The organism is Pseudobutyrivibrio sp. MD2005 (genome assembly GCF_000621865.1).
In the GTDB taxonomy this organism is placed as follows: Bacteria; Bacillota; Clostridia; order Lachnospirales; family Lachnospiraceae; genus Pseudobutyrivibrio.
This window is the reverse complement of sequence record NZ_JHXE01000009.1, coordinates 113,492-139,773: the sequence shown is the minus strand read 5'-3', so window position 1 is coordinate 139,773 and position 26,282 is coordinate 113,492. Positions and strand designations below refer to the sequence as shown.

General features: G+C 38.2%; 25 protein-coding genes and 1 riboswitch. Of the genes, 5 read left to right on the top strand and 20 right to left on the bottom strand.

Features of this window, described 5'->3' with window-relative positions; all coding sequences use genetic code 11:
* Positions 1–243: 243 nt before the first annotated feature.
* The 6 genes from T498_RS14725 to dapA form a co-directional block, all read right to left on the bottom strand.
* Positions 244–2,520, bottom strand: a complete 2,277-nt coding sequence (locus T498_RS14725) for a cyclic nucleotide-binding domain-containing protein (protein WP_051524569.1) — start codon at positions 2,518–2,520, stop codon at positions 244–246.
* An 11-nt stretch (positions 2,521–2,531) separates the two neighbouring features.
* Complete coding sequence (upp, locus tag T498_RS0103455) at positions 2,532–3,170, bottom strand: uracil phosphoribosyltransferase (RefSeq protein ID WP_028234716.1); 639 nt, start codon at positions 3,168–3,170, stop codon at positions 2,532–2,534.
* A gap of 30 nt (positions 3,171–3,200) precedes the next feature.
* Positions 3,201–4,586, bottom strand: coding sequence for a uracil-xanthine permease family protein (locus tag T498_RS0103450; RefSeq protein WP_028234715.1), 1,386 nt, complete (start codon positions 4,584–4,586; stop codon positions 3,201–3,203).
* Between the two features lie 67 nt (positions 4,587–4,653).
* Complete coding sequence (locus T498_RS0103445) at positions 4,654–5,415, bottom strand: TraX family protein (RefSeq protein ID WP_028234714.1); 762 nt, start codon at positions 5,413–5,415, stop codon at positions 4,654–4,656.
* 51 nt (positions 5,416–5,466) lie between these two features.
* Entirely contained in the window at positions 5,467–6,999 is a 1,533-nt protein-coding gene (locus T498_RS0103440; RefSeq protein ID WP_028234713.1) for a Na+/H+ antiporter NhaC family protein, read from the bottom strand.
* Positions 6,986–7,870, bottom strand: coding sequence for a 4-hydroxy-tetrahydrodipicolinate synthase (gene dapA / locus T498_RS0103435; protein ID WP_028234712.1), 885 nt, complete (start codon positions 7,868–7,870; stop codon positions 6,986–6,988). The genes T498_RS0103440 and dapA overlap by 14 nt, the downstream gene beginning before the upstream one ends.
* Before the next feature lie 65 nt (positions 7,871–7,935).
* Positions 7,936–8,119: riboswitch (Lysine riboswitch) on the bottom strand.
* Positions 8,120–8,223: 104 nt separating this feature from the next.
* On the opposite strand from dapA, the gene T498_RS0103430 reads away from it, so the two are divergent.
* Together T498_RS0103430 and T498_RS0103425 are read left to right on the top strand one after the other, a co-directional pair.
* Positions 8,224–9,012 (top strand): N-acetylmuramoyl-L-alanine amidase, encoded by a 789-nt coding sequence (locus T498_RS0103430; RefSeq protein ID WP_028234711.1) that lies wholly within the window; start codon positions 8,224–8,226, stop codon positions 9,010–9,012.
* 26 nt (positions 9,013–9,038) lie between these two features.
* Entirely contained in the window at positions 9,039–10,001 is a 963-nt protein-coding gene (locus tag T498_RS0103425) for an ion transporter (RefSeq protein WP_242839201.1), read from the top strand.
* Here the strand turns inward: T498_RS0103425 and T498_RS0103420 are convergent.
* The 3 genes from T498_RS0103420 to T498_RS0103410 all read right to left on the bottom strand — a co-directional run bounded on the left by T498_RS0103420 (position 9,987) and on the right by T498_RS0103410 (position 13,623).
* Positions 9,987–11,480 carry a GGDEF domain-containing protein gene (locus tag T498_RS0103420; protein WP_028234709.1) on the bottom strand — a complete coding sequence of 498 codons (1,494 nt, stop codon included), beginning with the start codon at positions 11,478–11,480 and terminating at the stop codon, positions 9,987–9,989. The two genes, T498_RS0103425 and T498_RS0103420, sit on opposite strands and share 15 nt — an antisense overlap.
* Positions 11,481–11,545: 65 nt before the next feature.
* Positions 11,546–13,036, bottom strand: coding sequence for a bifunctional ADP-dependent NAD(P)H-hydrate dehydratase/NAD(P)H-hydrate epimerase (locus tag T498_RS0103415; RefSeq protein WP_028234708.1), 1,491 nt, complete (start codon positions 13,034–13,036; stop codon positions 11,546–11,548).
* An 86-nt stretch (positions 13,037–13,122) separates the two neighbouring features.
* Complete coding sequence (locus T498_RS0103410) at positions 13,123–13,623, bottom strand: hypothetical protein (RefSeq protein ID WP_036977731.1); 501 nt, start codon at positions 13,621–13,623, stop codon at positions 13,123–13,125.
* A gap of 246 nt (positions 13,624–13,869) precedes the next feature.
* Here T498_RS0103410 and T498_RS0103405 point away from each other — a divergent pair, with 246 nt between their 5' ends.
* Positions 13,870–15,210, top strand: a complete 1,341-nt coding sequence (locus T498_RS0103405; RefSeq protein WP_036977729.1) for an MATE family efflux transporter — start codon at positions 13,870–13,872, stop codon at positions 15,208–15,210.
* A 14-nt stretch (positions 15,211–15,224) separates the two neighbouring features.
* Here the strand turns inward: T498_RS0103405 and T498_RS0103400 are convergent, their stop codons facing one another.
* The 4 genes from T498_RS0103400 to T498_RS14720 all read right to left on the bottom strand — a co-directional run bounded on the left by T498_RS0103400 (position 15,225) and on the right by T498_RS14720 (position 17,426).
* On the bottom strand, positions 15,225–15,650 hold the full coding sequence (locus T498_RS0103400; protein ID WP_028234705.1) for a hypothetical protein: 426 nt from the start codon (positions 15,648–15,650) through the stop codon (positions 15,225–15,227).
* 46 nt (positions 15,651–15,696) lie between these two features.
* The gene (locus tag T498_RS0103395; protein ID WP_028234704.1) at positions 15,697–16,587 is read right to left on the bottom strand and encodes a DUF4299 family protein; all 891 of its coding nucleotides are present in this window, start codon (positions 16,585–16,587) and stop codon (positions 15,697–15,699) included.
* Between the two features lie 232 nt (positions 16,588–16,819).
* Complete coding sequence (locus tag T498_RS17270; RefSeq protein ID WP_081779669.1) at positions 16,820–17,059, bottom strand: PoNe immunity protein domain-containing protein; 240 nt, start codon at positions 17,057–17,059, stop codon at positions 16,820–16,822.
* 16 nt (positions 17,060–17,075) lie between these two features.
* The gene (locus T498_RS14720; RefSeq protein WP_051524568.1) at positions 17,076–17,426 is read right to left on the bottom strand and encodes a KilA-N domain-containing protein; all 351 of its coding nucleotides are present in this window, start codon (positions 17,424–17,426) and stop codon (positions 17,076–17,078) included.
* Between the two features lie 28 nt (positions 17,427–17,454).
* On the opposite strand from T498_RS14720, the gene T498_RS14715 reads away from it, so the two are divergent.
* On the top strand, positions 17,455–18,021 hold the full coding sequence (locus T498_RS14715; protein ID WP_036977727.1) for a helix-turn-helix domain-containing protein: 567 nt from the start codon (positions 17,455–17,457) through the stop codon (positions 18,019–18,021).
* 68 nt (positions 18,022–18,089) lie between these two features.
* Here the strand turns inward: T498_RS14715 and T498_RS0103380 are convergent, their stop codons facing one another.
* The 5 genes from T498_RS0103380 to T498_RS0103360 form a co-directional block, all read right to left on the bottom strand.
* Positions 18,090–18,380 (bottom strand): HigA family addiction module antitoxin, encoded by a 291-nt coding sequence (locus T498_RS0103380; protein WP_028234703.1) that lies wholly within the window; start codon positions 18,378–18,380, stop codon positions 18,090–18,092.
* A gap of 28 nt (positions 18,381–18,408) precedes the next feature.
* Positions 18,409–18,690: a type II toxin-antitoxin system RelE/ParE family toxin gene (locus T498_RS0103375; RefSeq protein ID WP_028234702.1), complete on the bottom strand. Its 282-nt coding sequence runs from the start codon at positions 18,688–18,690 to the stop codon at positions 18,409–18,411.
* A 96-nt stretch (positions 18,691–18,786) separates the two neighbouring features.
* Positions 18,787–19,143 (bottom strand): helix-turn-helix domain-containing protein, encoded by a 357-nt coding sequence (locus tag T498_RS0103370; protein ID WP_028234701.1) that lies wholly within the window; start codon positions 19,141–19,143, stop codon positions 18,787–18,789.
* Positions 19,144–19,945: 802 nt separating this feature from the next.
* Entirely contained in the window at positions 19,946–21,328 is a 1,383-nt protein-coding gene (rlmD, locus tag T498_RS0103365; protein ID WP_028234700.1) for a 23S rRNA (uracil(1939)-C(5))-methyltransferase RlmD, read from the bottom strand.
* On the bottom strand, positions 21,328–22,278 hold the full coding sequence (locus T498_RS0103360; protein ID WP_028234699.1) for a 3'-5' exoribonuclease YhaM family protein: 951 nt from the start codon (positions 22,276–22,278) through the stop codon (positions 21,328–21,330). Before T498_RS0103360 ends, rlmD begins: the two co-directional genes overlap by 1 nt.
* A gap of 210 nt (positions 22,279–22,488) precedes the next feature.
* On the opposite strand from T498_RS0103360, the gene T498_RS0103355 reads away from it, so the two are divergent.
* Complete coding sequence (locus tag T498_RS0103355) at positions 22,489–24,537, top strand: beta-galactosidase (protein ID WP_028234698.1); 2,049 nt, start codon at positions 22,489–22,491, stop codon at positions 24,535–24,537.
* Between the two features lie 22 nt (positions 24,538–24,559).
* Here T498_RS0103355 and T498_RS0103350 read toward each other — a convergent pair whose 3' ends face one another.
* Positions 24,560–24,973 (bottom strand): hypothetical protein, encoded by a 414-nt coding sequence (locus tag T498_RS0103350; RefSeq protein WP_028234697.1) that lies wholly within the window; start codon positions 24,971–24,973, stop codon positions 24,560–24,562.
* Between the two features lie 79 nt (positions 24,974–25,052).
* Positions 25,053–26,150, bottom strand: a complete 1,098-nt coding sequence (locus T498_RS0103345; RefSeq protein WP_028234696.1) for an HD-GYP domain-containing protein — start codon at positions 26,148–26,150, stop codon at positions 25,053–25,055.
* Positions 26,151–26,282 lie beyond the last annotated feature (132 nt).

Sequence of the window (26,282 nt, the reverse complement as noted above, 5' to 3'; positions counted from 1 at the left end):
AAGCGTAATATGAAACCAAGTCCCCTCAGCCTGAGAAGTACATAAAAACTTCAGTGTCCGCCACATAAAAAACATTTTTCAAAATGGTTCATTCCGCAACAAGACACATGTGCAATGCATAAATTTGGCCCATAAGAAAAACTAACAATATTCGCAAAATCACGCGTGTATGCAGAGTGGGCTGCAGTATGGGCGTGGACGGGACTACTATCCAACTCTTGTGAGTGGTAATCATATAGAACCCTACATCTGCAAATATTCCAAGCCTTTTTTTACCTCGTCAGGTACGGTGCCATCATTCTTTTCGACTCTGTCGATCATTGTCTTTAAGTGGCTGTAGGCCTGACTGCATTTGATTTCGTGACGGGAAATCATCTGCTCGTACATTGGGTGGTTGGATACCTTTGAACGGTAGGCCTTTGCAAAGGTGCAATGCTTGTTGAGGATGTTTCGCTCTGGCTTGTTGAGACGAATACTTCCCTGAGCCTCAAAATTGATCCAGATCGTGTACTGCTTTGTAAATGCCTCACGCATGTTGTTGCGGGATGATTTAAGCAGAGCCTTAACCTTTTCTTTGTTGTCTGCAGAAAGCTCTTTGTTCTTCCTGTAGAAAGTGAAATAGTCGTAGAAATCAGATGTGAGGCAATCGCTGCCGATATCATTCCATCTAGAGCCCTGTTCTTTTCTGCAGATTTCCCAGCGGAAAGCGCCGCAGCAGTATATCATCATCTTGTCTAAGTCATCAAATGTAAACATTGGGAATACGAATCTACCTGGTGAATCCACTTTGATTCCACCACATTCCTGCCACATCATGGCACGCATGCCACAGTTAGGCAGAAGGATGATATCAGGCTGAACACGTTTGAGATATGGCTCGCTTTTTACGTTTGCATCCATATCTGTGAAAAAGCCTTCACGTAGGAAAATTTGATAATCTACTGTCTCGATTTTATCCATGGCTTCGGTGAGCTTTGACTCTGTAAGAAGCATTCGCATTACATCCATGCCGAAGTCTTCTTTCGTAAGGACCGGACAGAATGATGTCATCTTGCCTGATGTGGTTCTGTTGGCTGAAATAAAGAAATTGTTTATCTCAAACTTAACCTTCTGCTCCTGGTCACTCATCCATTTTGGCATATCAGCTTCGGAGATGTTGCCTGCTTTTCGTTCCTCCAGGACGTAGCCTCTGTAGTCAAGATCAAGCTCATTTCTGCTTGGCTCTCGCTCCCCTGAGTAAACAGCCTTTAACCATTTATAGATTGTAAATAAATGCTCACTCTCGCATAGATTACTAAGACGCTCAGCTAAATCAGCAAGCTCGTTAGTTAAATCGTCGCCCATGGCATCATAATCAATGTAGCCAAAGTTCAAGAACATGAGAAGGATTGTATCTAACTCTCCTCCATAGTTTTCCAGCTCGATAGCTCTGAAGAAAGCCTTCTGATAAATGTCGTAGAATAAATCCACAGCCTTTTTGCGGACGCGACGCTCATTGTCATCCTTGCCTTCTCTGTCGCTTAGAGCAAGGTATTCCTGAAGCTGCTCTTTGTATTCTTTGGTCTTAGTTTCATCAATCTCTGCAAATTCGCAAATGTGCTCAAATGACTGATTGAATTCTGCCTGCTTTTGCATCTTTGCCTCGTCAAAGGCCGCAGCTGTTGCCACGAAATCGTGGCTATCGTATTCTGCCCATCTCTTCTTGAGAAGCTTTTTATTGCATATGCCAGAAGTAGATAAATACTTATAAAGCATCTTCATGAGCTTAATGATATCGTCCTGGGATGCATTTCGCTCAGCAGCATATATTCTAAGTTTAAAGATAAGCTCAAACATATCATTCTTATCTTCATCAAGTAATGTTGGGGAAAATTCATCCAGATAAATGCCCATAATTTCGGAACATTCTATGGCTCTTGCCATATAGCCACAGCTGATACCGATTACACCGCTTACGATTTCGGTGCGGGTTCCATATATGCCCTCGATTTCTCTGTTGGGAATAGAATTGAGATTATCAATATAATCGTGCTCCCATTTAAGGATTTCTCCCTTTAATTCAAGTGGTTCCATCTCTTCTAGCAAAGGAAGCTCCTCAGGAGTCATTCCCACAGCACGACATTGTTTGCGGTACTCAGAATTTATACCGCGGCAGAAATTATAGAAGTCATCAAGCTTCTTTTTTAAGTCATCGTATATTTTAAAAACATCTCTACACTGTCTAAAGGCACCTTTGGCAAAGCCAAAAATATAAACAGGCTGCTCCTCAAAAATGCCTTCAAAATCAGCCATAGATTTGTATGAGCATTTTATAACCGTTGCTTCCTCCACAACGGTATAATCTGCTTCATAGTGGTGATTCAGTGCATCAGAAAGACCAACAACAGTTCCAGGGCCAAGGCTAAGCTTGTACCCTTTCCATTGTTGCTCAATGGTGCCCTTGATAACAACATACATGCTATCAACTGGATCACCTTCGTTTATTAACTTCTTACCAACTTCTATTGTAATTGGTTCCAAGTCATTCTCCTTTACTTTGTACCGAAGATTCTGTCTCCTGCGTCACCTAAACCTGGGCAAATATATGCATCCTGGTTTAACTCACGATCGATGTGTCCAATGTAAATCTGAACGTCTGGATGTGCCTCATGAAGAGCTCTAACGCCCTCTGGGGCAGCGATAATAGCCATGAACTTAATGCGCTTTCCACCATGCTGCTTGATAAGTGTGATTGCATCGATTGCTGAACCACCAGTTGCAAGCATAGGATCTGTAACTACGATAAGACGCTCCTCGATTGGGCTAGGAAGCTTGCAATAATATTCATGAGGAATATGAGTTTCTTCATCTCTATACATTCCAATATGACCGATTTTTGCTGTAGGAACAAGTCTCTGTACACCATTGACCATACCAAGACCTGCTCTAAGAATAGGAACGATTGCCATCTTTCTACCAGCAATAACAGGTGCCATACATTTCTCAATTGGAGTTTCACACTCAATATCAACTGTCTGTAAATCGTTGAGAGCCTCGAAAGCCTCGAGCATAGCGATTTCCTCTACAAGAGATCTAAACTCTGCTGTACCTGTGTTCTTATCTCTTAACATTGTGATTTTGTGCTGAAGTAGAGGATGTGTTAACTCTACTACATTATCTAACTTTTCCATTAGATTTCCTCCTATTTGTATAACTTAATATTAATTAGAGCCAGATACTTTGTCTGCTGCTTTAAATTTCTCACTAGCTGGAACAATTGTATCCATTGAACCATATTCGTAATCTCTTCCAGGGATAATTGCATTAAGCATAATTCCTGCAATTGCTGCAATCGCAAGGCTTGTTAAGGTGATATCTGTACCTAAAACTGTAAATGTAATACCGTCTGCAAAACCAAGTCCACATACAAGAATTACAGCTGCGATAATAAGATTTCGTGACTTTGTAAAATCAACCTGATTCTCAACCACATTTCTTATTCCTATTGCACTTATCATACCATAAAGCATGAAGCTAATTCCACCCACGATTGCACTTGGCATTGTGCCAATTATCTCTGCCATCTTTGGAATAAATGAAAGAACTAAAGCATAGCAAGCTGCTACTCTAATAACCTTTGGATCATGAACCTTTGACAATTCCAATACACCAGTGTTTTCACCGTATGTAGTGTTTGCAGGTCCGCCGAAGCATGCTGAAAGAGATGTTGCCAAACCGTCACCAATAAGTGTGCGGTGAAGTCCTGGATTAACTACGAAATCCTCGCCAACAGTGGCTGATATAGCAGACATATCTCCAATATGCTCCATCATTGTTGCAATGGCGATAGGTGCCATTACTAAGATTGCTGATAAATCAAATTTGCATACGAAGAAATCAGGTAAGCCAATAAACGCTGCCTTATTTACAGATGCAAAGTTAAGAATTGCTGAACCATCTGCATTTGTGATGCCAAGCTTTGTAAAGGCAATGGCACATGCATATGAAATTACAACGCCCATAAGAATTGGGATAATTTTAAAGATTCCTTTGCCCCAGATATTGAAGATAACAACAACTGAAAGAGCAATAAGTGCAAGTGGCCAGTTCTGCGAAGCATTAGATATTGCTGATGGCGCAAGTGAAAGGCCGATGCAAATAATAATAGGACCTGTTACAACAGGAGGTAAAAACTTCATTACCTTTTTGATTCCTACCATACGAATAACAAGTGCGAGTACTAAATAAAGCAATCCAGCAACAACGATACCACCGCATGCATAAGGAAGCTTTTCGCCCATTGTCATGTTTTTAAAAATACCAGTATTAAGATTAGCTATTGTGTGAAATCCGCCGAGAAAAGCAAATGATGAACCAAGAAAAGCGGGAACTTTGAACTTAGAACAAAGATGGAAAAATAAGGTACCAATACCTGCGAAAAATAAAGTGACCTGAATGGAAAGACCTTCGCCTTCAAAATAACTGTTTACTAAAATGGGAACTAAAATAGTCGCCCCAAACATAGCAAATAGATGTTGAAGCCCTAAAACCATCATTTTCGGTGTGCCTAACGCCGAGGCATCTTTAATCGGTGCTTGTGAATTCATACATATCCTCCTTAAATTTACTCAAACTTTCAGCATTCTATCACAAATTAATTGCTTCGTCTATAGCTTATCTTAAGAAAAAATAAGCTATAGCACTAAGAGCAATAATATGTGCCGGGTAAAATAAGTAAAATACAGTTCTTAAAGCCTTATTATCAAAGCCTCGACGGCCCTGATAGAAAAACATAGGGATGAGGATAACCGCTGCCCATATCTCTATTTTTCCATCCATCAATGTAAGAATCAATATTCCAATTGCCATGGAGAACAATCTTTTAAATCTATCTGTTCCATACAGATAATACATTGAGCTAATACAACACACACCTGCTTCGCCATAATCTAAACGAGTGAAATGAGCTATTCCCATTGCTGCAAATAATATCACAGCCCTCATTGCGTAAATCAGATTAATATTAAGTGGTTGCTTATCAATATATGAAAACATATACAGCATAATAAGCCCCAGAAATAATTCCCAAAGAACATCATTATGATTCCAGTAGAACAAACTGTCAAAAAACAGGTAATCAAATGGAACTTCAGAAATAATGGCAACTATCAACAGGCGAATGGCATAGTTTCTAACATTTTTTGTATGTAAAAAGCCTTCTACTAAAAGGAAACAGAAAATGGGAAATGCAGCCCTTCCTATCCTCCTTAATATTATATCAAGCTGATACATTTGATAATACAGCTCGTAATCGGCTGTCTCCAAATTCATCTTTAACCAAATCTCTACCAGGCCTGCGCCGATATGATCAATCAGCATAGTCACCATGGCAATTAGCTTCAGCCCTGTACCAGTTATGTCAAAACTAGCTTTCATTAAAAAATCTCCTTAGATATATCTAAGGAGATTATACTACACATAAAACTATTATAGTGGATTCTTTGCATTTTTCTTAATAAAGAGCAATGTACCTATCATAAGAACAATACCAATCAAAAGACATACTGCCCAGTTTCTGATAAATCCAGAAATAATGTATGACACAAGAGAAACACCTGCAACTGTAAATGCATAAGGAAGCTGTGTACTTACGTGATTGATATGCTTACAATCTGCTCCAGCTGAAGCCATGATTGTGGTATCGGAAATAGGTGAACAATGGTCACCACAAACTGCACCAGCCATACATGCTGAGATAGCAATAATCATTAATTCATTATTTACGTCTCCACCAAATACGTTAACAACGATTGGAATAAGAATACCGAATGTTCCCCATGATGTACCTGTAGCAAATGCAAGGAAGATACCAACAAGGAATACAAGGGCTGGAAGTAAGCTCATTAATGCTCTGTTATCTGCAATATTTGCAACGATTCCAGCAACAAATTGATCTGCTTCAAGCGAATCTGTCATAGACTTTAATGTCCATGCAAATGTCAAAACTAAAATAGCAGGTACCATACTCTTAAAGCCTTCAGGGATGGCATTCATACATTCATTAAAGCCTAATACTTTAGTTGCTAAATAAAAGATAATTGTAATAATAAGAGCAACTACAGAACCATAAACCAAACCAACAGATGCATCTGAATTTGAGAATGCATCGATGAAATTTGCTCCCTCGAAGAAGCCGCCTGTGTAAATCATTCCAATGATACAGCAGATGATTAATGCTGCTATAGGAAGAACAAGGTGTATTACCTTTCCTCGCTCTGAAACAGGAGGATGAGGCTGATCCTCAGCACCTGTCAAGCTGGCAGCATCCTTTTTCTTACGTTCCTTGAGCTTTGCTTTGTGGTTGAGCTCTGCAAGATTCATTGAGCCATAGTCAAAGTTCAAATATGTAATAGTAAACATCATTACAAGTGTAAGCAATGCGTAGAAATTATAAGGAATTGCTCTGATAAAAAGCGATAAACCATTTGTTCCATCTACGAAACCTGTAACTGCTGCTGCCCATGATGAAATAGGAGCAATGATACATACTGGAGCTGCTGTAGCATCAATGAGATATGCAAGCTTCTCACGAGAAATACCATGCTTATCTGTAACTGGTCTCATTACAGAACCAACTGTTAAACAGTTGAAATAATCATCGATGAAAATAAGCATTCCTAAAACGATAGTAGCAATCTGAGCGCCTACTTTTGTCTTAACATGAGTGACAGCCCACTTACCAAATGCGGCTGAACCACCTGCTCTGTTCATAAGCATTACCATGCTTCCTAAGACTACCAGGAATACTAAAATACCTACGTTCCAACTATCTGATAGCTGGCCAATCATGCCATCAACAAAGATGTGCTGCATGGCAACAGTGATATTAAAATGAGCATATAGCAAACCACCTGCTAAAATACCGATAAATAATGATGAATAAACCTCTTTTGTAATAAGTGCTAAGACAATGGCCACTAGAGGTGGTAGCAGCGACCATGCTGTATTAGTAAATTCCATATTCCTTCATGTTCTCCTTTAAAATATTAGCATTTGCATCTTCCATTTCTGTAAGCGGCTTTCTAAGAGGACCTGCCTCAAATCCCATAAGGTTTAACGCCTTCTTAACAGGGATTGGATTTACCTCTGAGAAAAGACTATCGATTAATGGTAATGCTTCAATCTGCATCTTGGCAGCCTTCTTATAATCTCCATCGAGACATGCCTGACATAAATCATGTGTCTGCTGTGGTGCAACATTTGATAGTACGGAAATAACGCCTAAGCCACCAAGTGACATGATTGGAACAATCTGATCATCATTTCCTGAATAGATATCAATGCAGCCATTCGCAAGCTGTGCCAACTTAGCAATCTGGCTAATGTTACCTGAAGCTTCCTTTATTGCAACGATATTCTTAACCTCAGTTGCAAGCTTTACTGCTGTCTCTGGAAGAATGTTGCAGCCTGTACGGCTTGGTACATTGTAAAGAATACAAGGAAGATTAATTGCATCTGCAGTATCCTTAAAATGTACATATAATCCTTTTTGAGTAGCCTTGTTGTAGTAAGGAGTAACAAGAAGTACTGCATCAGCCCCAGCCTTCTCAGCCTCCTGTGATAGATAGATTGCAGTCTCGGTACTGTTTGAACCTGTACCAGCAATGACTGGAACTCTTTTGTTGACTGTGTCTACACAGTGCTTAATAACATCAATGTGTTCCTCATGAGAAAGTGTTGATGCTTCTCCAGTTGTACCACAAATTACAATTGCATCTGTGTTGTTCTTAATCTGAAACTCAATCAAATTATCTAACTTTTCATAATTAACAGAGCCATCACTATTCATAGGAGTAACGATTGCTACTGCTGCGCCTGTAAAAATACTCATTTCAAATCCTCCTCTATATACTAAAAAAAGCTACTCATGCAAATGAGCAGCCTAGTCTAATCAAACACCATGATAGCTCCCCATCTACACTGTTGTGTCAGATGACAGTCATACGAATATTCTTCGTATGCCCAGGACAAGCAATTTCAGGTAATGCTCTCCTTCGGCGAAATCCCCTTTCATCTCATATCTACTGGGCCTGTCCCATCAACAAGATTACTGTTGTTTCTCGCAACCTCTATCTTTTATTAAGTTGCGTTTATATTACAACTTCGATTTCGCCATGTCAACATAAATTTGATAACATGTTTAGCCTTATGGTAAAATTAAGTAAATTTATGGGAGGAACAAAAATGAAATCTATACTAAAAAAATGCATAAGCATTCTCACATGCATGGCTTGTGCACTCTTACTATTTTCTAGTAACACCATCTATTCAGAAGCTAAAACTTCAAAAGCAAAAAACATCGTTGTTGTCCTTGATCCTGGTCACGACAACACTCATCTGGGATGTCACTACGAAGGCTTTGAAGAAGGTCTTGCTAATCTTTACATCGCTTACTACTGCAAGCAGGAGTTAGAAAAATACAACGGCGTAACAGTTTACATGACTCGCTACGGTTTCGATTGCCCTTATGGTGCAAATCCTGACTCTAAAGCATCTTGCCTTACATCTCGTGTAAATTATGCAAAATCCGTAAATGCAGATGTGCTTGTCAGCCTTCACAACGACTACGATCCAGATTTGGATGCATCTCAGAATGGCTCAAAGGTAATCGTTCCAAATGCTAACTACAAGCCAGCAATCGCTGCTAAGGGTACAGCTCTTGGACAGTCTATTTTAGGTCAGCTTACAACAACAGGTTTAACAGTAAACAACTGGAAATATTGCCCAAATGGTACAGGTATCGTTACTCGCGATTCTGAGTCTGCCACATATCCAGATGGAAGTGCAAAGGATTACTACGCACTTATTAATCAGGCTAAAACAGCAGGATTCACAGCAGTCATTGTTGAGCACGCATTCTGTACAAATACATCTGACAGAGTTAATCACCTAAGCACACCTGAACAGTATCAGCAGCTTGGTATTGCTGATGCAACTGGTATCGCAAACTACTACGGACTTAAACTTAAGTAATAGATAATTTATTGGGGAGAATTACATTGGACAAGCAGCGTATTTTTAACATTATTCAAATTGGAAATAAGGATGATATTGCAAGTCGAATATTCGATATATTCATCACTGTTGTAATATCTGTAAATATCATTGTTATGGTTGCAGAAACATACAGCAATCTATCGGCTTATTTTCCTATCCTTGATAGCATCGCTCTTGTTACAATTATTATTTTCTGCATTGAATACGCACTTAGAATTTGGACAGCGGATTTATTATATCCAACCCTGTCCAAATCTAAGGCTATTTCCAAGTTTTTGATTTCCTATGATGGAGTTGTTGATTTACTTACAATACTTCCATTTTTCTTTTTTTCTGGCTTTATTGCTTTTAGAATCCTTAGAATCATTAGAATTTTTCACCTGTTTAGAATCAACGGACAATATGATTCCTTCGCAGTTATTTTTTCAGTACTCCATGAAAAGAAAAATCAGATATTGTCATCTATGATTATTGTGCTGATATTAATGCTTGCAAGCTCAATTGGAGTTTATTATGCTGAGCACGATGCCCAGCCAGAGGTATTTCAAAATGCATTTTCTGGAATATGGTGGTCTGTATCCACTCTTCTCACTGTAGGATATGGAGATATCTACCCTATCACTGTTGCCGGACGAATTATGGCTATCATTACCGCTTTCTTAGGTGTCGGTGTTGTTGCCATCCCAACTGGTATTATCAGTGCCGGATTCGTTGAACATTATTCAAGAGTTAAGCTACTTGATAAATTTGCCAGAGATGAACACATCGATTTGATAACTGTGCATGTAAATGACGCACATTGCTGGAATGGTCTTGCTGTTGCAGAAATAGGTGCGCCTGATGGATTTATGCCTGCTATGATTATGCGAGATGGGGAAGCTCTTGTACCACTTTCTGATTTAAAAATAAAAACCGGCGACACTGTTGTGCTTGCCGCCGATTCATATTTTTTACATCCCTATTAAATTACCAATTATATCTCTATAAACTTCTTTAGGTGTATCAGTCATAAGAACTTCATCTGCACCTAAATCCTTTGCCATGTAACTATTTTCTTCTGTATCTGCTACTGCCAGTATTGGCAATCTGTTAAAGCCTTCTCTGGTTTTAACATAATTGATAACTATCTCACTTTCACGATTTTCCAAGTAGGTTTCAAGCACAATAAGCCTTATCAGACTATGGTACTGGCTAATATAACGCAATCCATCATCTGCTGTAAAAGCTGATAAAATTTCAAATCTATCATTTTCATTTCTGTATAGTTCCGCAGCACCATCTGTTTTTCCATTTGAAATTAATAGTAATAGTGGCTTATTTGAATATTTATTTTTTTCTATCACCCAGGTTGTACAGCAGTTTTTACCGCGAATCTTAGATTTATATAGGGCATCGTCAGCCATTCTAAATACATCTTCACTTGAGTGATTTCCTTCGTCAATAATAGCGCCTATACTTACTGAAAATGGCTTTCCATTTCCTACGCTAAAATCTGTAAGAAACATTTGCAGTGTTCTGCATCGCATCTGAAGAATTGTTATATCTGTCATATTAGGCATAAATACAACAAACTCGTCACCTCCATAGCGTCCAATAATATCATAAGAGCGGAAGCCATCTATAAGGAGCTGCCCTACTCTCTCTAGCAATAAATCGCCGGTACTATGGCCCAAATTATCATTCACCTGTTTAAAATCATCCAAATCTATTACGCACATTGCGCATACAACATCGGCATCTTTTTTGAAATAAAAATCATCTATTTTCTGGAGCAATGCACCTTTGTTTAACACATGTGTCAGCTTATCAAGGGAACTGATTTTTTTCAGTTCAATCATGGCCAGCCCCTCACGGCTACGCATTTCAAGAACAATTTGCGCAGACAGCATAGATAATACATATGCTGCCAAAATCGTATACATATCTCTTGAGAAATGGATTTCTGACTTTTGGGTATAAGATAGAATTATAAAGGCAATAATGACAATCAGTTCCTCAATTCCGTATTTGTACATTCGATCAATATACACCATTGGAAATACCACTATTATCATCGGCGTCCATATGCATTGAGAGTTAGGAAATGCCACTGTATCCATCAGAATAAAGCTAAAACATAGGGTGAAATAAAAAATACCGCAAGTCACACCAGTAACATGTGTACTGATATCCCACTCATGCTTTCTGATATATAGATTTATAAAAAAATAGACGCAAAGCAAAGCTACAATCATCAAATGGGCAAAGGTTATCCTATAATCTTCCATGATAAATGAAGCTAAAATAGGCAAGAAAACTAAGCTAAGAGAAGTATACATACAAACTTTTCTTAGCATAAACAAATTAGACCTATTTATTGGGTCCATGCACTCATTGAAATAGGTTCTAATTTGCTGATTTTCAACTTTGCTCTTTTCTGTAAATCTAAAAAACGATTTTAACATACACTAACTCTAACAAATTATTCTTACAAATATTTGCCAAGTGTGTGAAAAGACTGTGAAAGAAGTCATATTTGATTTAAGTGGTCAATTATATGAGTTGCGAGCACGCCACGGGTACCATATTTTTCTGATGCCATGGTGCCTGCTGCACCATGAAGATAGGTGGCTGCCTCTACATCCACTTCGATGTTTAGGCAAGCTTTCTGTACAATGAGAGACGCTATAGCTCCTGCTAAAACATCTCCAGAACCTGGGGTTGCCAGGGCTTCATTGCCGCTTGTAACAAAACATATATTATCCCTAGATGCTATTGTTGTAGTGTGATTTTTTAGGACTACGATACATCCATATTCTTTGGCAAAGTTTGTTGCCACTTTTTCCATCTCATAATTTATATCAGTTACAGGAATATTAGTCAGGCGCTCCATCTCCTTTAAGTGAGGTGTAATTACTACCGGCACCTTTGCTGCAGCTTTCTTAAAGGCGCTCTTCATTTCGTCATCTGCAAGCAGATTCAGACCATCAGCGTCTATAACAAGAGGCACTGATGCCTCATCAAGGACCTGTTTTAGAATATTCTTTGATACATCACTAGTTCCAAGTCCCGGGCCAATCAATAAAGCGTCAGCCCAATTTATCTGATTCGACAATTCGTTTTTATTATAAGAATCAAAACCTAAGTACATGGCCTCTGGCAAATTTTGCTGAATACTCATTATATTGTTCTTGTGAGTGTAGATTTTCACCAAGCCTGTTCCTGTCACAAGCGATGCTTTGGCAGATAAATAGCAGGCCCCATAAATGCTTTCACTACCGGCAATAATAAGCAGCTTCCCACAGCTTCCTTTATTGGCATTTACTGGCCTTGGCTTGATAAGCTTTAAAATATCTTTTTCAACTATATAATCACATTTTTCTTCTGCATCAAGATAGATTCCAACATCGGCCACATGCACTTTTCCTGCAGCCGCCTTGCAATCTCCAAGCACTAATCCCTTTTTCATATATGCAAAGGTTACCGTTGCATCAGCCTCTACGCCAGTGTCCCCTAAAAGCTTTCCACAATCTGCATTAAATCCAGATGGAATATCCACAGCAAACACCTTGTTTGCGTTCTGATTGATGATAACTGCTGCATATTCATAATCACCTGATAGGCCTCTGGTAAGGCCTATTCCAAACATTGCATCAATTGTTATATCCGCTTGTTCTATAGCTTGCTCGTTGAGTTTATTTTCAATGCTTAGGCCGTAGCTTTCTGCTATAGAAATCTCCTGCTTTAGCTGATTAGAAAACTTTTCTGGATTTCCTATTACAACACAATTAACTATTTTGCTATTCAACTTTAGAAGCCTTGCAATAGCTACTCCATCTCCACCATTATTTCCTGGACCACATATTACCGCAAAGCTATTCGCTTCTGGATATTCCTTTTCAATAGTTTGAACAACAGATAGTGCCGCACGCTCCATTAGCACCAGTGATGGGATTCCATGGTCTTCTATTGTTTTGTTGTCACAGGCCTGCATTTTGGCAGCAGATAATATTTTTTTCATATTGTGCCTCTTTCGCGATTTGTATATTAAAAAACCCTCATAACTGGATTATATAGTTCCAGTTATGAGGGTGCAATATCAACTATTTATTTGTTTGCAATTGCGTCAACGATTGCGTTTGTCTGAGCTTCTGTTACCTGGCGTACGTTTGTATCCTGTAATCTAGCAGCGATCCTCTGATTGATCATAGCCTCAGCCTGATTAGCCTTGTCCTTCTCAAATACTAAGAAAGGTACACCGTAGACAACTCCTGAAGTTGTTGTTATGATTAAGTTTGTGATGAAAGCAGTGATAACAGCTGAAACACCCCATAATACCAAGAGAAGACCAAATACAACGCTACTTCCTAAGCTAGCAAGACCTACGATAACGCCTAATAGACCGTAAAGCAACTTCTTGAACTCAAGTCTAAAGCTTGTAGATACTGTAGCAACCTGCTGTACTGGGATGATGTCCTTCTGTGCTCCAAGTGGAATTAAAGCTAAGATTGTGTTAGGAATTCTAAGCTTTAAGAAGTTAGTATCTGTAGAGATTTCTCCTTTCAAATAGAATGTAAGTAAACCTGTCATGTAAGTAATTGTGTTCATTATTCCCTCCTTGAATTATGGAATTCCTCCAATATTTTAACTATTATATGATATTTTACTTGTATGCCACCGTCAACCCTAATGAGCCATTTTCTAAGGTTTTCGATGTGTTTTTCACAATTCTAAACATTACTTTTTTCAATCAACTTGACCAGCAGTATTGTCATTTAATAAACTACTAATAAATTGATGATTATTTACAGACAATAGTTATTTATAGAAATAAGGCACAGAGGTCAGATATTAATGAATGACAATTTTTATTGGAAATTAAAAACACTATCTTTGCCAATCGCATTTCAAAGTCTCATGCTTGCACTTGTAGCAGCTTGTGATGCTTTAATGCTTGGACAAGTAGCACAAGCGCAGATGACAGCAGTTTCTTTGGCAACACAGATTCAATTTGTACAAAACATGTTTCTAGCATCCCTTACTGCTGCAGGATCGATTTTAGGTGCTCAGTATTGGGGTAAAGGCGATAAAGAGACTTTAAAAAGCTTATTTAATCTGATGCTGTTTTCCGCTGGAATAATATCTCTCATATTTTTCTTAGCATGTGAAATCACACCAGGTGTTTTAATGCACATTTTTGCCAGCGATTCAGAGCTTATATCTATTGGCAGTTCGTATTTACGAATTGCCGGATGGTCCTATCTAATTACCGGTATATCACAGTGCTATCTTGCCATAATGAAAGTAACAGATCATGTATTGCCTTGTGCATGGATTAGTAGCAGCGCTGTTATCCTAAACGTAATTCTAAACGCTATATTTATATTTGGATTTATGGGCGCCCCAAGGATGGAAGCAAATGGAGCCGCTTTAGCCACTTCCATTGCAAGAGTTGTGGAGCTGGGATTATGTATTGGCATATCTAGTCAAGACAGTTTTATACGTCCAGCAATTAATAGATTCTTTTCTGTACATAAGCAGCTAGTAAAGGATTTCATGCGACAGCTATTACCTCTTTTAGGAGGCTCGCTTTTCTGGGGCGTAGGCTTTACATCTTACACTGCTATCATGGGACACATGGGCGTCGATGCCGCTGCTGCAAATTCTGTAGCTGCTGTTGTGCGCGATTTAATGTGCTGTGTTTGTAATGGCGTAGGCGGTGCTGCAGGAATTATGGTTGGAAACGAACTAGGTGCCGGAAATCTTGAAAAGGGAAAAGAATATGGCATCAGATTAAAGAATATTTCATATGTGATAGGATTAGCCTCAACAGCTATAATCCTTGCCATCACACCTATCATTGTTCATTTTGTAGTTCTAACAGATGTGGCCCAGAAATACCTGACAGGTATGATGGTTATCATGGCAATTTATATGATTGGTCGTTGTGTAAACACTGTAACCATCAATGGCGTTTTGGATGGTGGCGGTGATACCATTTTCGATATGTACAGCCTTGCTGTCTGCATGTGGGGCATCGCCATCCCTCTAGCCCTCCTTGGCGCTTTTGTGTTCCACTGGCCTGTGCTACTTGTCTACGCTTGCACCTGCCTTGATGAGGTAGGCAAGATTCCATGGGTAATGCTTCGATTTAGGAAATATAAGTGGGTGCAAAATTTAACGAATGAGATGTAAGGTGAGAATATATATTATAACTTTCCTAACTGTGCCTTTATTTCGTCTTTCCACACTTCATATTCTTCCATTCCGGATGTTTCACCTTTAATCGAATAATCTTCATATCCATAATCAGCATCAAAGCTTCCAGAATTAACATTGTATATCAATTTAAACTCATTAGGACATGGCTTTCCAAACTCGTCACATAAATCTTTAAATTTATGTATATCGCCCATTCCAACATGCAAAAATTCATAAACAAATTCCTTGTCAGCTATATCCGCAGTTGAAACATATTTCCCATTTTTTGTAAAGAATGCATTAAACATACGCATACCTTCATTTCTGTAGATATAGACGTATATTTCATCTACTTTTTTCTCTGTAAATTCCAAACACAACGAAATATAGTCTGCTTGTAAATCTGTAAATTCATCTTCAAATATTCTTTCCATAAATTCTCCTCTTTCTATTATCTAATCGCTTAAATATCTATAAAAACTACGCTAATGGGTCTGGATAATTTTTAGCTACAATCTGGTCAATGCGTTTCTCGGTCATGTCGCGCAAGATTACATGCTCTGCATCATACCTAGGCAACGAATCAAGCTCCACTTCCTTTTTGAAGTCATCAAAAGATATTCTGCCTACGATGGCATCTTTCTTAATGGAATAGAAAGACACAGCAAAGAAATCACATTCAGGATCTTCTCCTGTATCGGGATTCTTGAATAATATAGGCGCGCAGGCTTTTAGTGGAAATACCGCGTCTGCAGTCGCTGTTACGGAGTAATTGCCAAAGAAAGTGCCCTGTCCAGTCCTGTAAATCCTAGGAACTGCATAATACAAATCCTGAGCCTGAGTGTTATGTAAAAGCATGGCATAACCTTCAAGATTTCCTTTATCAGCAAATTCTGCAATAGCGTTACATTCAAGAACTACTGGATTTTGTGCCCCTAGGATAATTGTTGTTCCAAATTCCTCGGCCCTTTCCTTCTGCTCTGAAAGATATTTAATATTATTTTCACGAGTCATTGCCTCACATGCATCTATATCACTCAGCCTGTAGCTAGAACCATCCTGCATAAATTCCTTTGCACCCCAGCGGGTCATGATATTTCTGATGCAATCATAAAACAGATGGATATCGTAATTAGTAGACAAATAGTTTAACCTTAATGAAATCTCGTTCCGGTCATCTCCAGTCCAATTGAATTCAAAACCTCTTCCGATATGACTTCTATCATAAATGATATTAACACCTTGTATAAGCCCGTCCTCAAACCTAAAATACTCATCAGCATGTCCATAAGGATTGTTGCCTGCCACATCGGATATAGTCAGCGGCCTTTTTATGAGCTTCTTATTGCGAATAGTTACGTCAACTCCCATTGTACGTAGCCCCTTTCATTAATAATTTATTCTAAAACATATGCTTCTCAGAATATCACACTTGTCAATTTGATGTCAAAAATCATTCTCAACCCCCATTTCATTCATTTACAGCAAAAAAGGACTCCATGTGGAATCCTGTTTTAACCGCGTTCTATATAAAGTTTAAAATCTAAAGCTTCTTATTAGCTTACTAACATCTTTGAATCCGTCTCCCTTTCCGTTACAAATCTTACATATGATTCATATAATAAGGGTAATATTTTTGGTCTTTAAGCAATGAATCATCCTCACCTAATATTTTCATTACTGCTGCTGACTCAAAACTCCAATATCCAAAATATGTATTATTGGCACTCTTATGACTATCATACCAATACTGTTGTCTGTTGCTTTTATACCACTTTTTCTCAAGGTATTCATTCAAAATTGTAATTCGTTCTTCTGGAGCAGCTTCAACAACTTTTTTTATTGGCTCATAAAATCCTTTACATTGAAACTCTGGTGAACGAACCTTTCTTTACATACATACCAATTGCATCCGTAGATTCAACCCAATCTAAAACACTCAATGTAAACAGTGGCAATCCTGCTTGCTTTTTAAAGTGGTCGAATTCGACCACTTTAAAATTTGGATTATACATTTGTTTCCAAGTTCCTAAGTACTCAAGTGTCGATCTATTTCTAATCCAATTCTTTATTACATCGGAAGCTCGCGAACCATCTGTTCTAGCAGCTGCCATGTCTGTAATACATATAAAATCATCCACATCACCAACACTTACCGTAATAGGTATATCTTGTACTGTTATTATTTTATTCTTTCCAATTTCAAGCACTTTCCTTCTAATTTGCTAAAAGATAAAAATGTCTCATTTTGCAACTGGTCTTGGAAAATCTACCATTAGTAATTATGAAAATGATGAATACAAAGAAATGCAGCCTTCTATACTGCAAAAGCTTGCGGACTTTTATAATGTTCCACTAACTTACCTTATGGGTATTACAGATAATCTAACCGAGTCAAAATCATCCATCGATGATTTACATTTAGATGATGATACTGTGAGAATTTTAAAAGAAAAAAAGATTAATAACCGCCTTCTATGCGAAGTAATCAAACACCCATCCTTTGGAAATCTTATGTCTGATTTACAGATTTATGTGGATAATCTTGCAGGTTCCTATATTGATTATCTTAATTCATACATTACTGAAATGCGTGATCATATAAAAAAGAAAGCTGATATTCCTGACGATGACTTCTATATGAAAACTATGGAAAAATCCACTATTAATGGTGATGAATACTTTGGCGATTTACCAGAATCTGATTTAAAGAAAATTGCGAAAGATATTAGAGACGCCCACAAAAAAGACTGGGATACTGGAGATGAAAAATCGTTCGGAAATATATTGTTGTGTAATAAGTAAATTTATGTAAACTTTCTGTGAGATGTTTATGGGATGTGATAGGTTCTAAAAGGTTACTCGTTTCTTTTTTATTTATACAATCTAATCTTAGATAATTCCTCTTCCAACTCTATTCTCGCGTTTCTAAGGTTTATATCATTTTGCATTTTCAAAAAATAATCGTCACTTACTCCAAAGAACTTTCCAAGTCTCAGTGAGGTATCAACTGTTATCTGTCTACGGTCATGAATTATATCCTGTATTCTAGAAACAGGCACAAATATTTCGTGTGCCAACCTGTATGCAGAAATGCCTAATGGGTCCATGAATTCTTCTTTTAGAATCTCACCCATTGTTGGTGTCTGAATAATTACTGCCATTTTCTTTTCCTCCTAGCAACAGAAAATCCTAATGATAATCTGTTATCTCAACATCATAAAAATCTCCATCCTGTTCCTTGAAGCAGATTCTATATTGATCATTAATCCTAATGCTATATTGTCCTTCTCTATCTCCCGAAAGTTTTTCCAATCTATTTCCAGGAGGAACTCTCAAATCATTAATACAATTAGCATTATCTATCATTATAAGCTTTCGCAATGCTATTCTCGCCACGTCATTTGGTATCGATTTAACAAAATGTTGCTCATACACTCTTTTTGTGGCTATATTTTTAAATTCTAATATCATAAATCTCTATAAGCAAATTATACACGCAGTGCAGGTATATAGCAAGTATATTTATATCTGACCACCTAATCTTTACCATTAATCCTTTCTATTAGTTTAAAAATCTTCTAATTCTTCCAATTGCTTCAATGTCTTCAAATACGCCATCAATCTTTTGGACTGTTCTGCTTTAAGGCTGTGTACGATTTCTATCAATTCATAATCCTTCTTAGTTAAGAATAGATTTTCAGATACATTAACACTTTCATCATCAATTCCTTTGCCTGTAAGCAACTGCTCTGGCGATACATTTAACGCTCCACATATATCCATAATCTTGTCAGCCGACGGGGTAAATCCTTTCCTCTTCCAATCGCTAATTGTACTAGGCGCTATTCCAGTGGCTACTGAAAAATCTTTCTGTGTCATTCCTTTTTGTTTTATAAGATTAAAAATGCGTTCTGTAATTGTCATTGTTCTTCCTCTAAAAATTACGAATTATATTGTATTGATTAAGTATTACATAAAACACAATAGGTACAAATCCAACTAATTCCGCCTCTTTTTAAAGTGTTCAGATTCGAACACTCTAAAATTTGAAATGTATATATTTCTACCCATGTAGATAAAAAATCTAGTGTTTTCCTATTTCTCAACCAGTTTTGCACTACATCAGCTGCCCTAGATTATCCATATTCCTTATACAATAAATCGCCAAACCGTTTCAAAAATTCGATTTATCGTATATAATATCATAGCTATGGTTGGTTGTCATTAATAAATTTTGATACGAAAAATGCCACTCAATGAGTGGCAAAAATTTGTTTAATTTACGCACAAAATCCAATTTTATGTTTCTTGTCCAACACACTTACCTATGATTGTTTAGGAATATCATCGGCTTCAATCGTAGTCATGACCTATGTTGAAACATTTCATGTGCTTTTCGCCTTATAGTTGCGGTAGAAATAATACTAATTACTCCTATAATTATCATTTACACATCTATTATGGAGATTGTTTTCCTCAAAATTTTGAAGATAGTTTATATATATTATATCAAATTTTCCGGTAGGTTATCTAAAATACTTGGTCTCGAAAGTATGCCCCAAAAGATAATATATTAGCTTTAGATACTGTAACTAAAAAAGACAGGATTGCCACCTGCCTTTTCTAATAATCCATATTCTATACAATCTTAAAAAACTTCAGTGCCTCTTCAATAGGCTTCCAATGCTCATCAGAACAATCCCTTCTCACATAGTCTAGCTTGTGACTAATTCTTGGACAATAACGCAACTGTCTCTGTATGCATTGTGTGGCTAAATTGATCGCAGACTGTGTACTTCTGCAAATGATATCCATTTTCCCCCAAATGCTTCAGGTCGCGGGCCAGGGTGGCGCTGTCGCAGCTGACGTAGACGATGCGGGTTGGCTGCATCTTTACCATTGTATCTAAAGCTACCACATCGCAGCCTTTTCTAGGTGGGTCTACCATAATGACATCTGGATGAGACATCTTCTCGTAGATTTCAGGAAGCACTACTTCCGCCTCGCCGCAGTAGAATTCCGCGTTTGTGAGTCCATTAAGCTCAGCATTAGCCTTGGCATTTTCGATGGCCTGTGGCACTACCTCGATACCGATTACACGCCCAGCATGTTTTGCCATAGAAAGTGAAATAGTACCGATGCCGCAATAAAGATCCCACACATCCTCAACACCTGTCAGTCCAGCATATTCTAAGGCTTTGCTATACAGTCTCTCCATTTGATCATGATTGACCTGATAGAAGGAATTGGCACTGATATCAAAGGCAATAGTGTCGCCATTTGTAAGAGTAATGGTATCCCTGATGGCTTCCTTACCATAAAGCACCTTGGTTTCGTAACCCATGATAACGTTATCTCGACGGGTATTAATATTGAGAACAAGTGATGCAAGCTCAGGCTCAACTGCCTTCACATGAGCGACCAAGGAATCCACTTTAGGAAGTGACTCTCCGTTTACCACCAAGCACACCATTGTCTCACCAGTAGCCTTGCCTTCGCGGACAAGCACATGACGTATCACACCTTTTCCTATAGCCTCATCATAAGGAATCACACCACATTCATTCATATAATCAATTACCGCATATACGATATCCATACTCTTTTTAGAGCAAATCTTACAATCATCTGATGGTACGATTCTGTGGCTTCTAGCACCATAAAATCCTGCGATAATTTTGCCTTCCTTGTCCAATCCAATAGGAACCTGAGCCTTATTGCGATAGCGAAATGGTTCAGCCATTCCAAGGATTGGCTCTCGGATAGACTCAACATAATCGCGAGAATATCCGCCAATCTTTACTAGATTGTTGGCAACAATATTGTCCTTTATTTCAAGTTGCTTATCATAAGCTACCTGCATAATCTGGCAGCCGCCACACTGTTTAGCATTAGGACATTCAGGTTGTACGCGATATGGACTAGCCTCAACAACCTCCTTCAATGCAGCGAAACAATAGGTCTTTTTAACCTTTGTGATAATGACGTCGCACACATCTCCAACTACTGCGTCTTTTACAAAAATGGTCACACCATCAGTGTGACCAATTCCAGCCCCCTCAAGGGACATATCTTCAATTGTAAGTCTTACAATATCATTTTTATTCATTAATTCTTACCTGTTCTACGGATATTTGAATCCAACAAACGATTAAATCCTTGCCATGTTAAGTTGTTCTCATCAACATTTTCAAGAGCTTCGTAGATAGTCTCAAGCTTTGCATCGATGTTATCAGCAAATGAAAGTGCAATAGCTTCTGCAATGGCTGGCTTCTTAGGTGAGCCAAACTCAAGCTCGCCATGGTGAGATAAGATACAGTGGATAAGCTCTTTGCGCTTTACCGCTGGGAAATCTGGGATCTCATCGATTGCTCTGTCTACCATATTAGCACCTACATAGATGTGACCAAGCAACTGCCCCTCATCTGTATAATCATTTCTAGGGAACTCAGAAAGCTCCTTAACCTTTCCTATGTCGTGGAAAATAGCTGCTGTTATAAGCAAATCTCTGTCGAGAAATGGATACTGTTTGCTGAAGTAATCACAGTTTGTTGCAACTGAAAGAGTGTGTTCCAAAAGGCCGCCTGTAAATCCGTGATGCACTGATTTAGCCGCTGAATGAGCCTTAAACTGCTCGATAAAATTTTTGTCCTCTACAAAATATTTCTTAAGTAATGCCTTCATGTATGTGGCCTTGATTGAATTAATAAGACTCATCAAATCGTTCCACATCACATTAACATCCTTCTTGCTTGAAGGAATGTAATCCGCAATTTCAAATTCGCCTGCATTAGCCTTGCGAAGTCTTTTTATATTGAACTGTAACGCGCCGTTCCAACTTGTGATATCACCTGTTACAGTAATAAAATCCAATTCATCATAATCACTGATGCCTTCTGAATCTACGTCCCAAATCTTGGCATCGATTGTGCCAGTCTTGTCACATAATGTAAGTGATTCAAAAGCCTTGCCAGTCTTTGATATACCCTGCGTTTTCTTTTTACATAAGTAAGTCTCTGTTCCTCTGTCTCCCTCTTTTAGGGTGTTAATATATTTCATTTAATTCTCCATTCTAAGGCTGATATCAGCCAAAACTCCTAATTATTATAAGGGATAGGCAAGACATTATCAATCGTTCAAAAAACTATTAAATTATTTAATAATCTAAACACATTTGTGCGTGATTGAAAATATACAATATTCCGCTCTTTTTTATCCGTTTTTGCTCCTTTTATATGATAAGATTCATTTAAAAGGAGAGGGTAAATTATGACAACAAATAAATTATTTCCACAGATAAACGGCCTGCTACATGGCGGTGATTACAATCCAGAACAATGGCTGGACAGCCCAGACATTTTGGAGAAAGATATCAAGCTCATGAAGCAGGCTAATATTAATTGTGTAACACTTGGTGTTTTCTCATGGTCAGTTCACGAGCCTGTCGAAGGGCAAATCAATCTGGACTGGCTTTCTGATATTATGGATAATCTGTATTCAAATGGCATCTATACAATACTTGCCACTCCTACTGGTGCAAGACCAGCATGGTTGGATGCAAAATATCCATCTGCAATGCGTTGCGATGATAAAGGTGTTAGAAATCATCACGGTGTGCGACATAACCATTGCATGCAGTCCCCTGAATTTCGTGAAAAAGTAAATATCATCGATACAGCCTTAGCTAAACGTTTCGCTGGTCATCCTGGTCTATTGATGTGGCATATTTCTAATGAGCTAAGTGGATATTGCTACTGTGACACCTGCAGAAAGAAATTCCAGGAATGGCTTGCAGACCGCTACGACCACGATATCGATAAGCTTAACAAAGCCTGGTGGACAACCTTCTGGTCACACAGATTCAACAGCTTCGACCAAATCGATCCGCCTTATTCAAATGGTGAAAACTGTGTACTTGGACTCAATCTAGATTGGAAGAGATTCTCTACATGGTCTGCCACAGATTTTATGCGCTTTGAAATAGACACGCTTAGAGCCGCAGGCGCAACCGAACCAACTACCACCAATTTCATGGAAATGTTCTATGATTATGACTACTGGTACATGAGCAAATTCATAGATGTGATAAGCTGGGACAATTATCCTGAAATGCACAACAGCTGGCAGTCAGATGCCCATCAGCTTTTAGAGAGAAGCTTTAATCACGCTTTATTTAGGAGCATGAAAAAGGACCAGCCTTTTATGATGATGGAATCTGCGCCTGGCCTTGTAAACTGGAGGCCATACAACAAATATAGACGTCCTGGCGTCCACAAGCTTATTTCTATGCAGGCCATCGCCACAGGCTCTGATACCGTTCAGTATTTCCAAATCAGAAAAAGCAGAGGTTCTTCTGAACAATGGCATGGAGCTGTAATTGACCATATCGGCACAAATGATACCAGAATCTTTAAGGAAGTGGCCGCTCTTGGTTCTGATTTAAAAAATATATCAGAAGTTGCCGGCTCAATTTCTAATAACAAAGTTGCTATTCTTTTTGATTGGGATAATCGTTGGGCCATTGATGATGCTTGGGCTCTTTCTAATGAAACAAAAAATTTTGATAAGACTTGCATGAGTATTTACAACGAATTTATGAGCCTAGGTGTGGAGCCTGATATCATTTCATCTGATATGGATTGGGATGATTACAAAATAATATGTGCCCCTATGTTATATGTCCTGCATGATGGAATTGGTGCCAAGATTTCTGATTTTGTAAATGCCGGAGGTCAGTTTATGGCAACCTACTTTACCGGATATGTCAATAAGGACCTATTAGCCAATCTTGGCGGCTTCCCTGGCGACGGATTATCAGATGTGTTTGGACTTCGTTCTGAAGAAATTGACACTCTATATCCTGAAGATAAAAACAGCATCCAAATACTTGATAAACTAGGACGTGCCTCACATTCTGTGGAGGTTTACGACTATCAGGAAATGTTAAGGGATGTTTCTGCTGATGTACTGGCGAAATTTGGCGATGATTATATCGCCGGACTACCTGCCATCACCCGCAACTCATACGGAGATGGAAATGCTTACTATGTAGCATGTCGCACCAATCAGTCAGATATAGAATTCCTATACAGGGAAATGTTAGATAAAGCATCTATAGATTATAAAAAGCTTCCTTCTAATATAGAAAAACATTCAAGATTTACAGATGATTGTAGATACGATTTTTATTTGAATTGTTCTAAATCTCCTGTAACTATACCTAATATTTACGGACTAGAACTGATTACCGGAAAACAAATCGACGGCGACCTATCCATGGACGGATATGATGCTATAGTAATAAAAAACAGCTTGTAGGCATTGCCTACAAGCTATTTTTCTACATATTTCTGTTAAGTCCAACAACTAACACATCATCGCTGCCTTCTTCTTTAACGAAATAATCCGTTATTTCTACTCTACGAAGTACTCCATCATCACCCTTTTGAATTACTCTAATTTCTACTTTATCTACGCCTTTTTCATATTCTTTCAAAAGGTTCTCTCTTTTAAAGGTATTCTTAAACAAGTCTTTGTCCATCTCATGCATAGTGCTTGCGCCACACTCTATTAATTCATCAAAGGTGCCAGCACATTCACACTTTGTGGATGTAAAATCCTTGTATGTAAGAAATCTGTATGTATTTTGAGTTAGATTTCCAAGAATCATTAATGGGTACTGTTTAAAAAGTGCCTGCGTTAATAATGTGTCGATACTAATAGTTTTTTTAGTCTTTTCCTCGTTTGCTCCCATCTTGAAATCTCCCCTTACAACATTTTGTGCACTGATTACTTTACTCCTAATTTACTAAAAATGCAAAGGTTCGATTTTTTTATATACAAGCCTTAATATATAATTCAGTGCGCTCTTTTAAATCAACAAATGTGCCGTCTTCCAACTTAATAAGTGGACTTGAAAGAGCCTTATTATTAATCATAGCAATTGTGCCACGACTATTATCTGATAACAAAACGCCTGCTCCAATATATGATTCTGCTATATTTTGTAGAAATACCTGCAAAATACCTTGGTCGTATTTCGAGCGATCTTCCCTCTGAAACTGAGCAATTACCTCGAATGGGCATATTCCTGCACGATAACATCTATCGGCCGTCATAGCGTCATATACATCGGTTATAGCCACTATTTTAGAATACTGGTTAATAAAATCTTTGGTCAACCCATAAGGATAGCCACTGCCATCATTTCGCTCATGGTGTTGCAGCGCAGCCAACTTAATTCTTCTATCAAGAGCCGCATCACTAAGCAGATTGTAGCCAAGAAGTGGATGTTCTGCCATTCTTCCAAATTCTTCAGCAGTCAGAGAATCTGGCTTTGTCAAAATACTTTGTGGAACCAATGACTTACCAATATCGTGATATAGGCCACACATTGTAAGCACATCCAGCTCTTTCTCATCTTTAATTCCAAGCCAACCGCCACATACCCTTGAGATGATTGCCACATTTACAGAATGCTTGTAGGTTGTGGTATCAATCTCTTGAATATTAAGCATCATAGCCATTATGCCAAGGCCAGTGGAGTGCTTTTCAAATACTGAATGTATATCTTCTAGAAGCTCCTCATCCTCTAACTGAGTCTGCTTCTTAACAAAATCATTAACAATCTCTTCTAGCTTATCTGCACATTTTTCATAGGCTCTTTTGAACTCACTAAACTCTTGGCTATTAACAATACGCCATGATTGAGTCTCTCCTACAAATTCATCAGGCGCATCAAAATGGTATCTCTCAATTGCATCTGCTTCGTCTTGAATTGCCAGTTCCTTGATACCATAATAGCTCAAATGTAAAAGTTGCTGGGCGCTAACAGCAGTCCCTGCCTCAGCAAGTATCTGCCCCTTTGGGCTTATTATTTTTTCAGCTAATATCATACCAGGTTTGATTTCCGATACTTTGATACGTTTCATAGTCTAGCAACCTCTACAAACTATTAATATTACCTATTTATTTTACATATTAATAGTTAATTTTTTGTGAAATACGCAAATAAAAAGAACTAGCAAAATATGCTAGTTCTTTTTGTTTGCCACGGCACATCC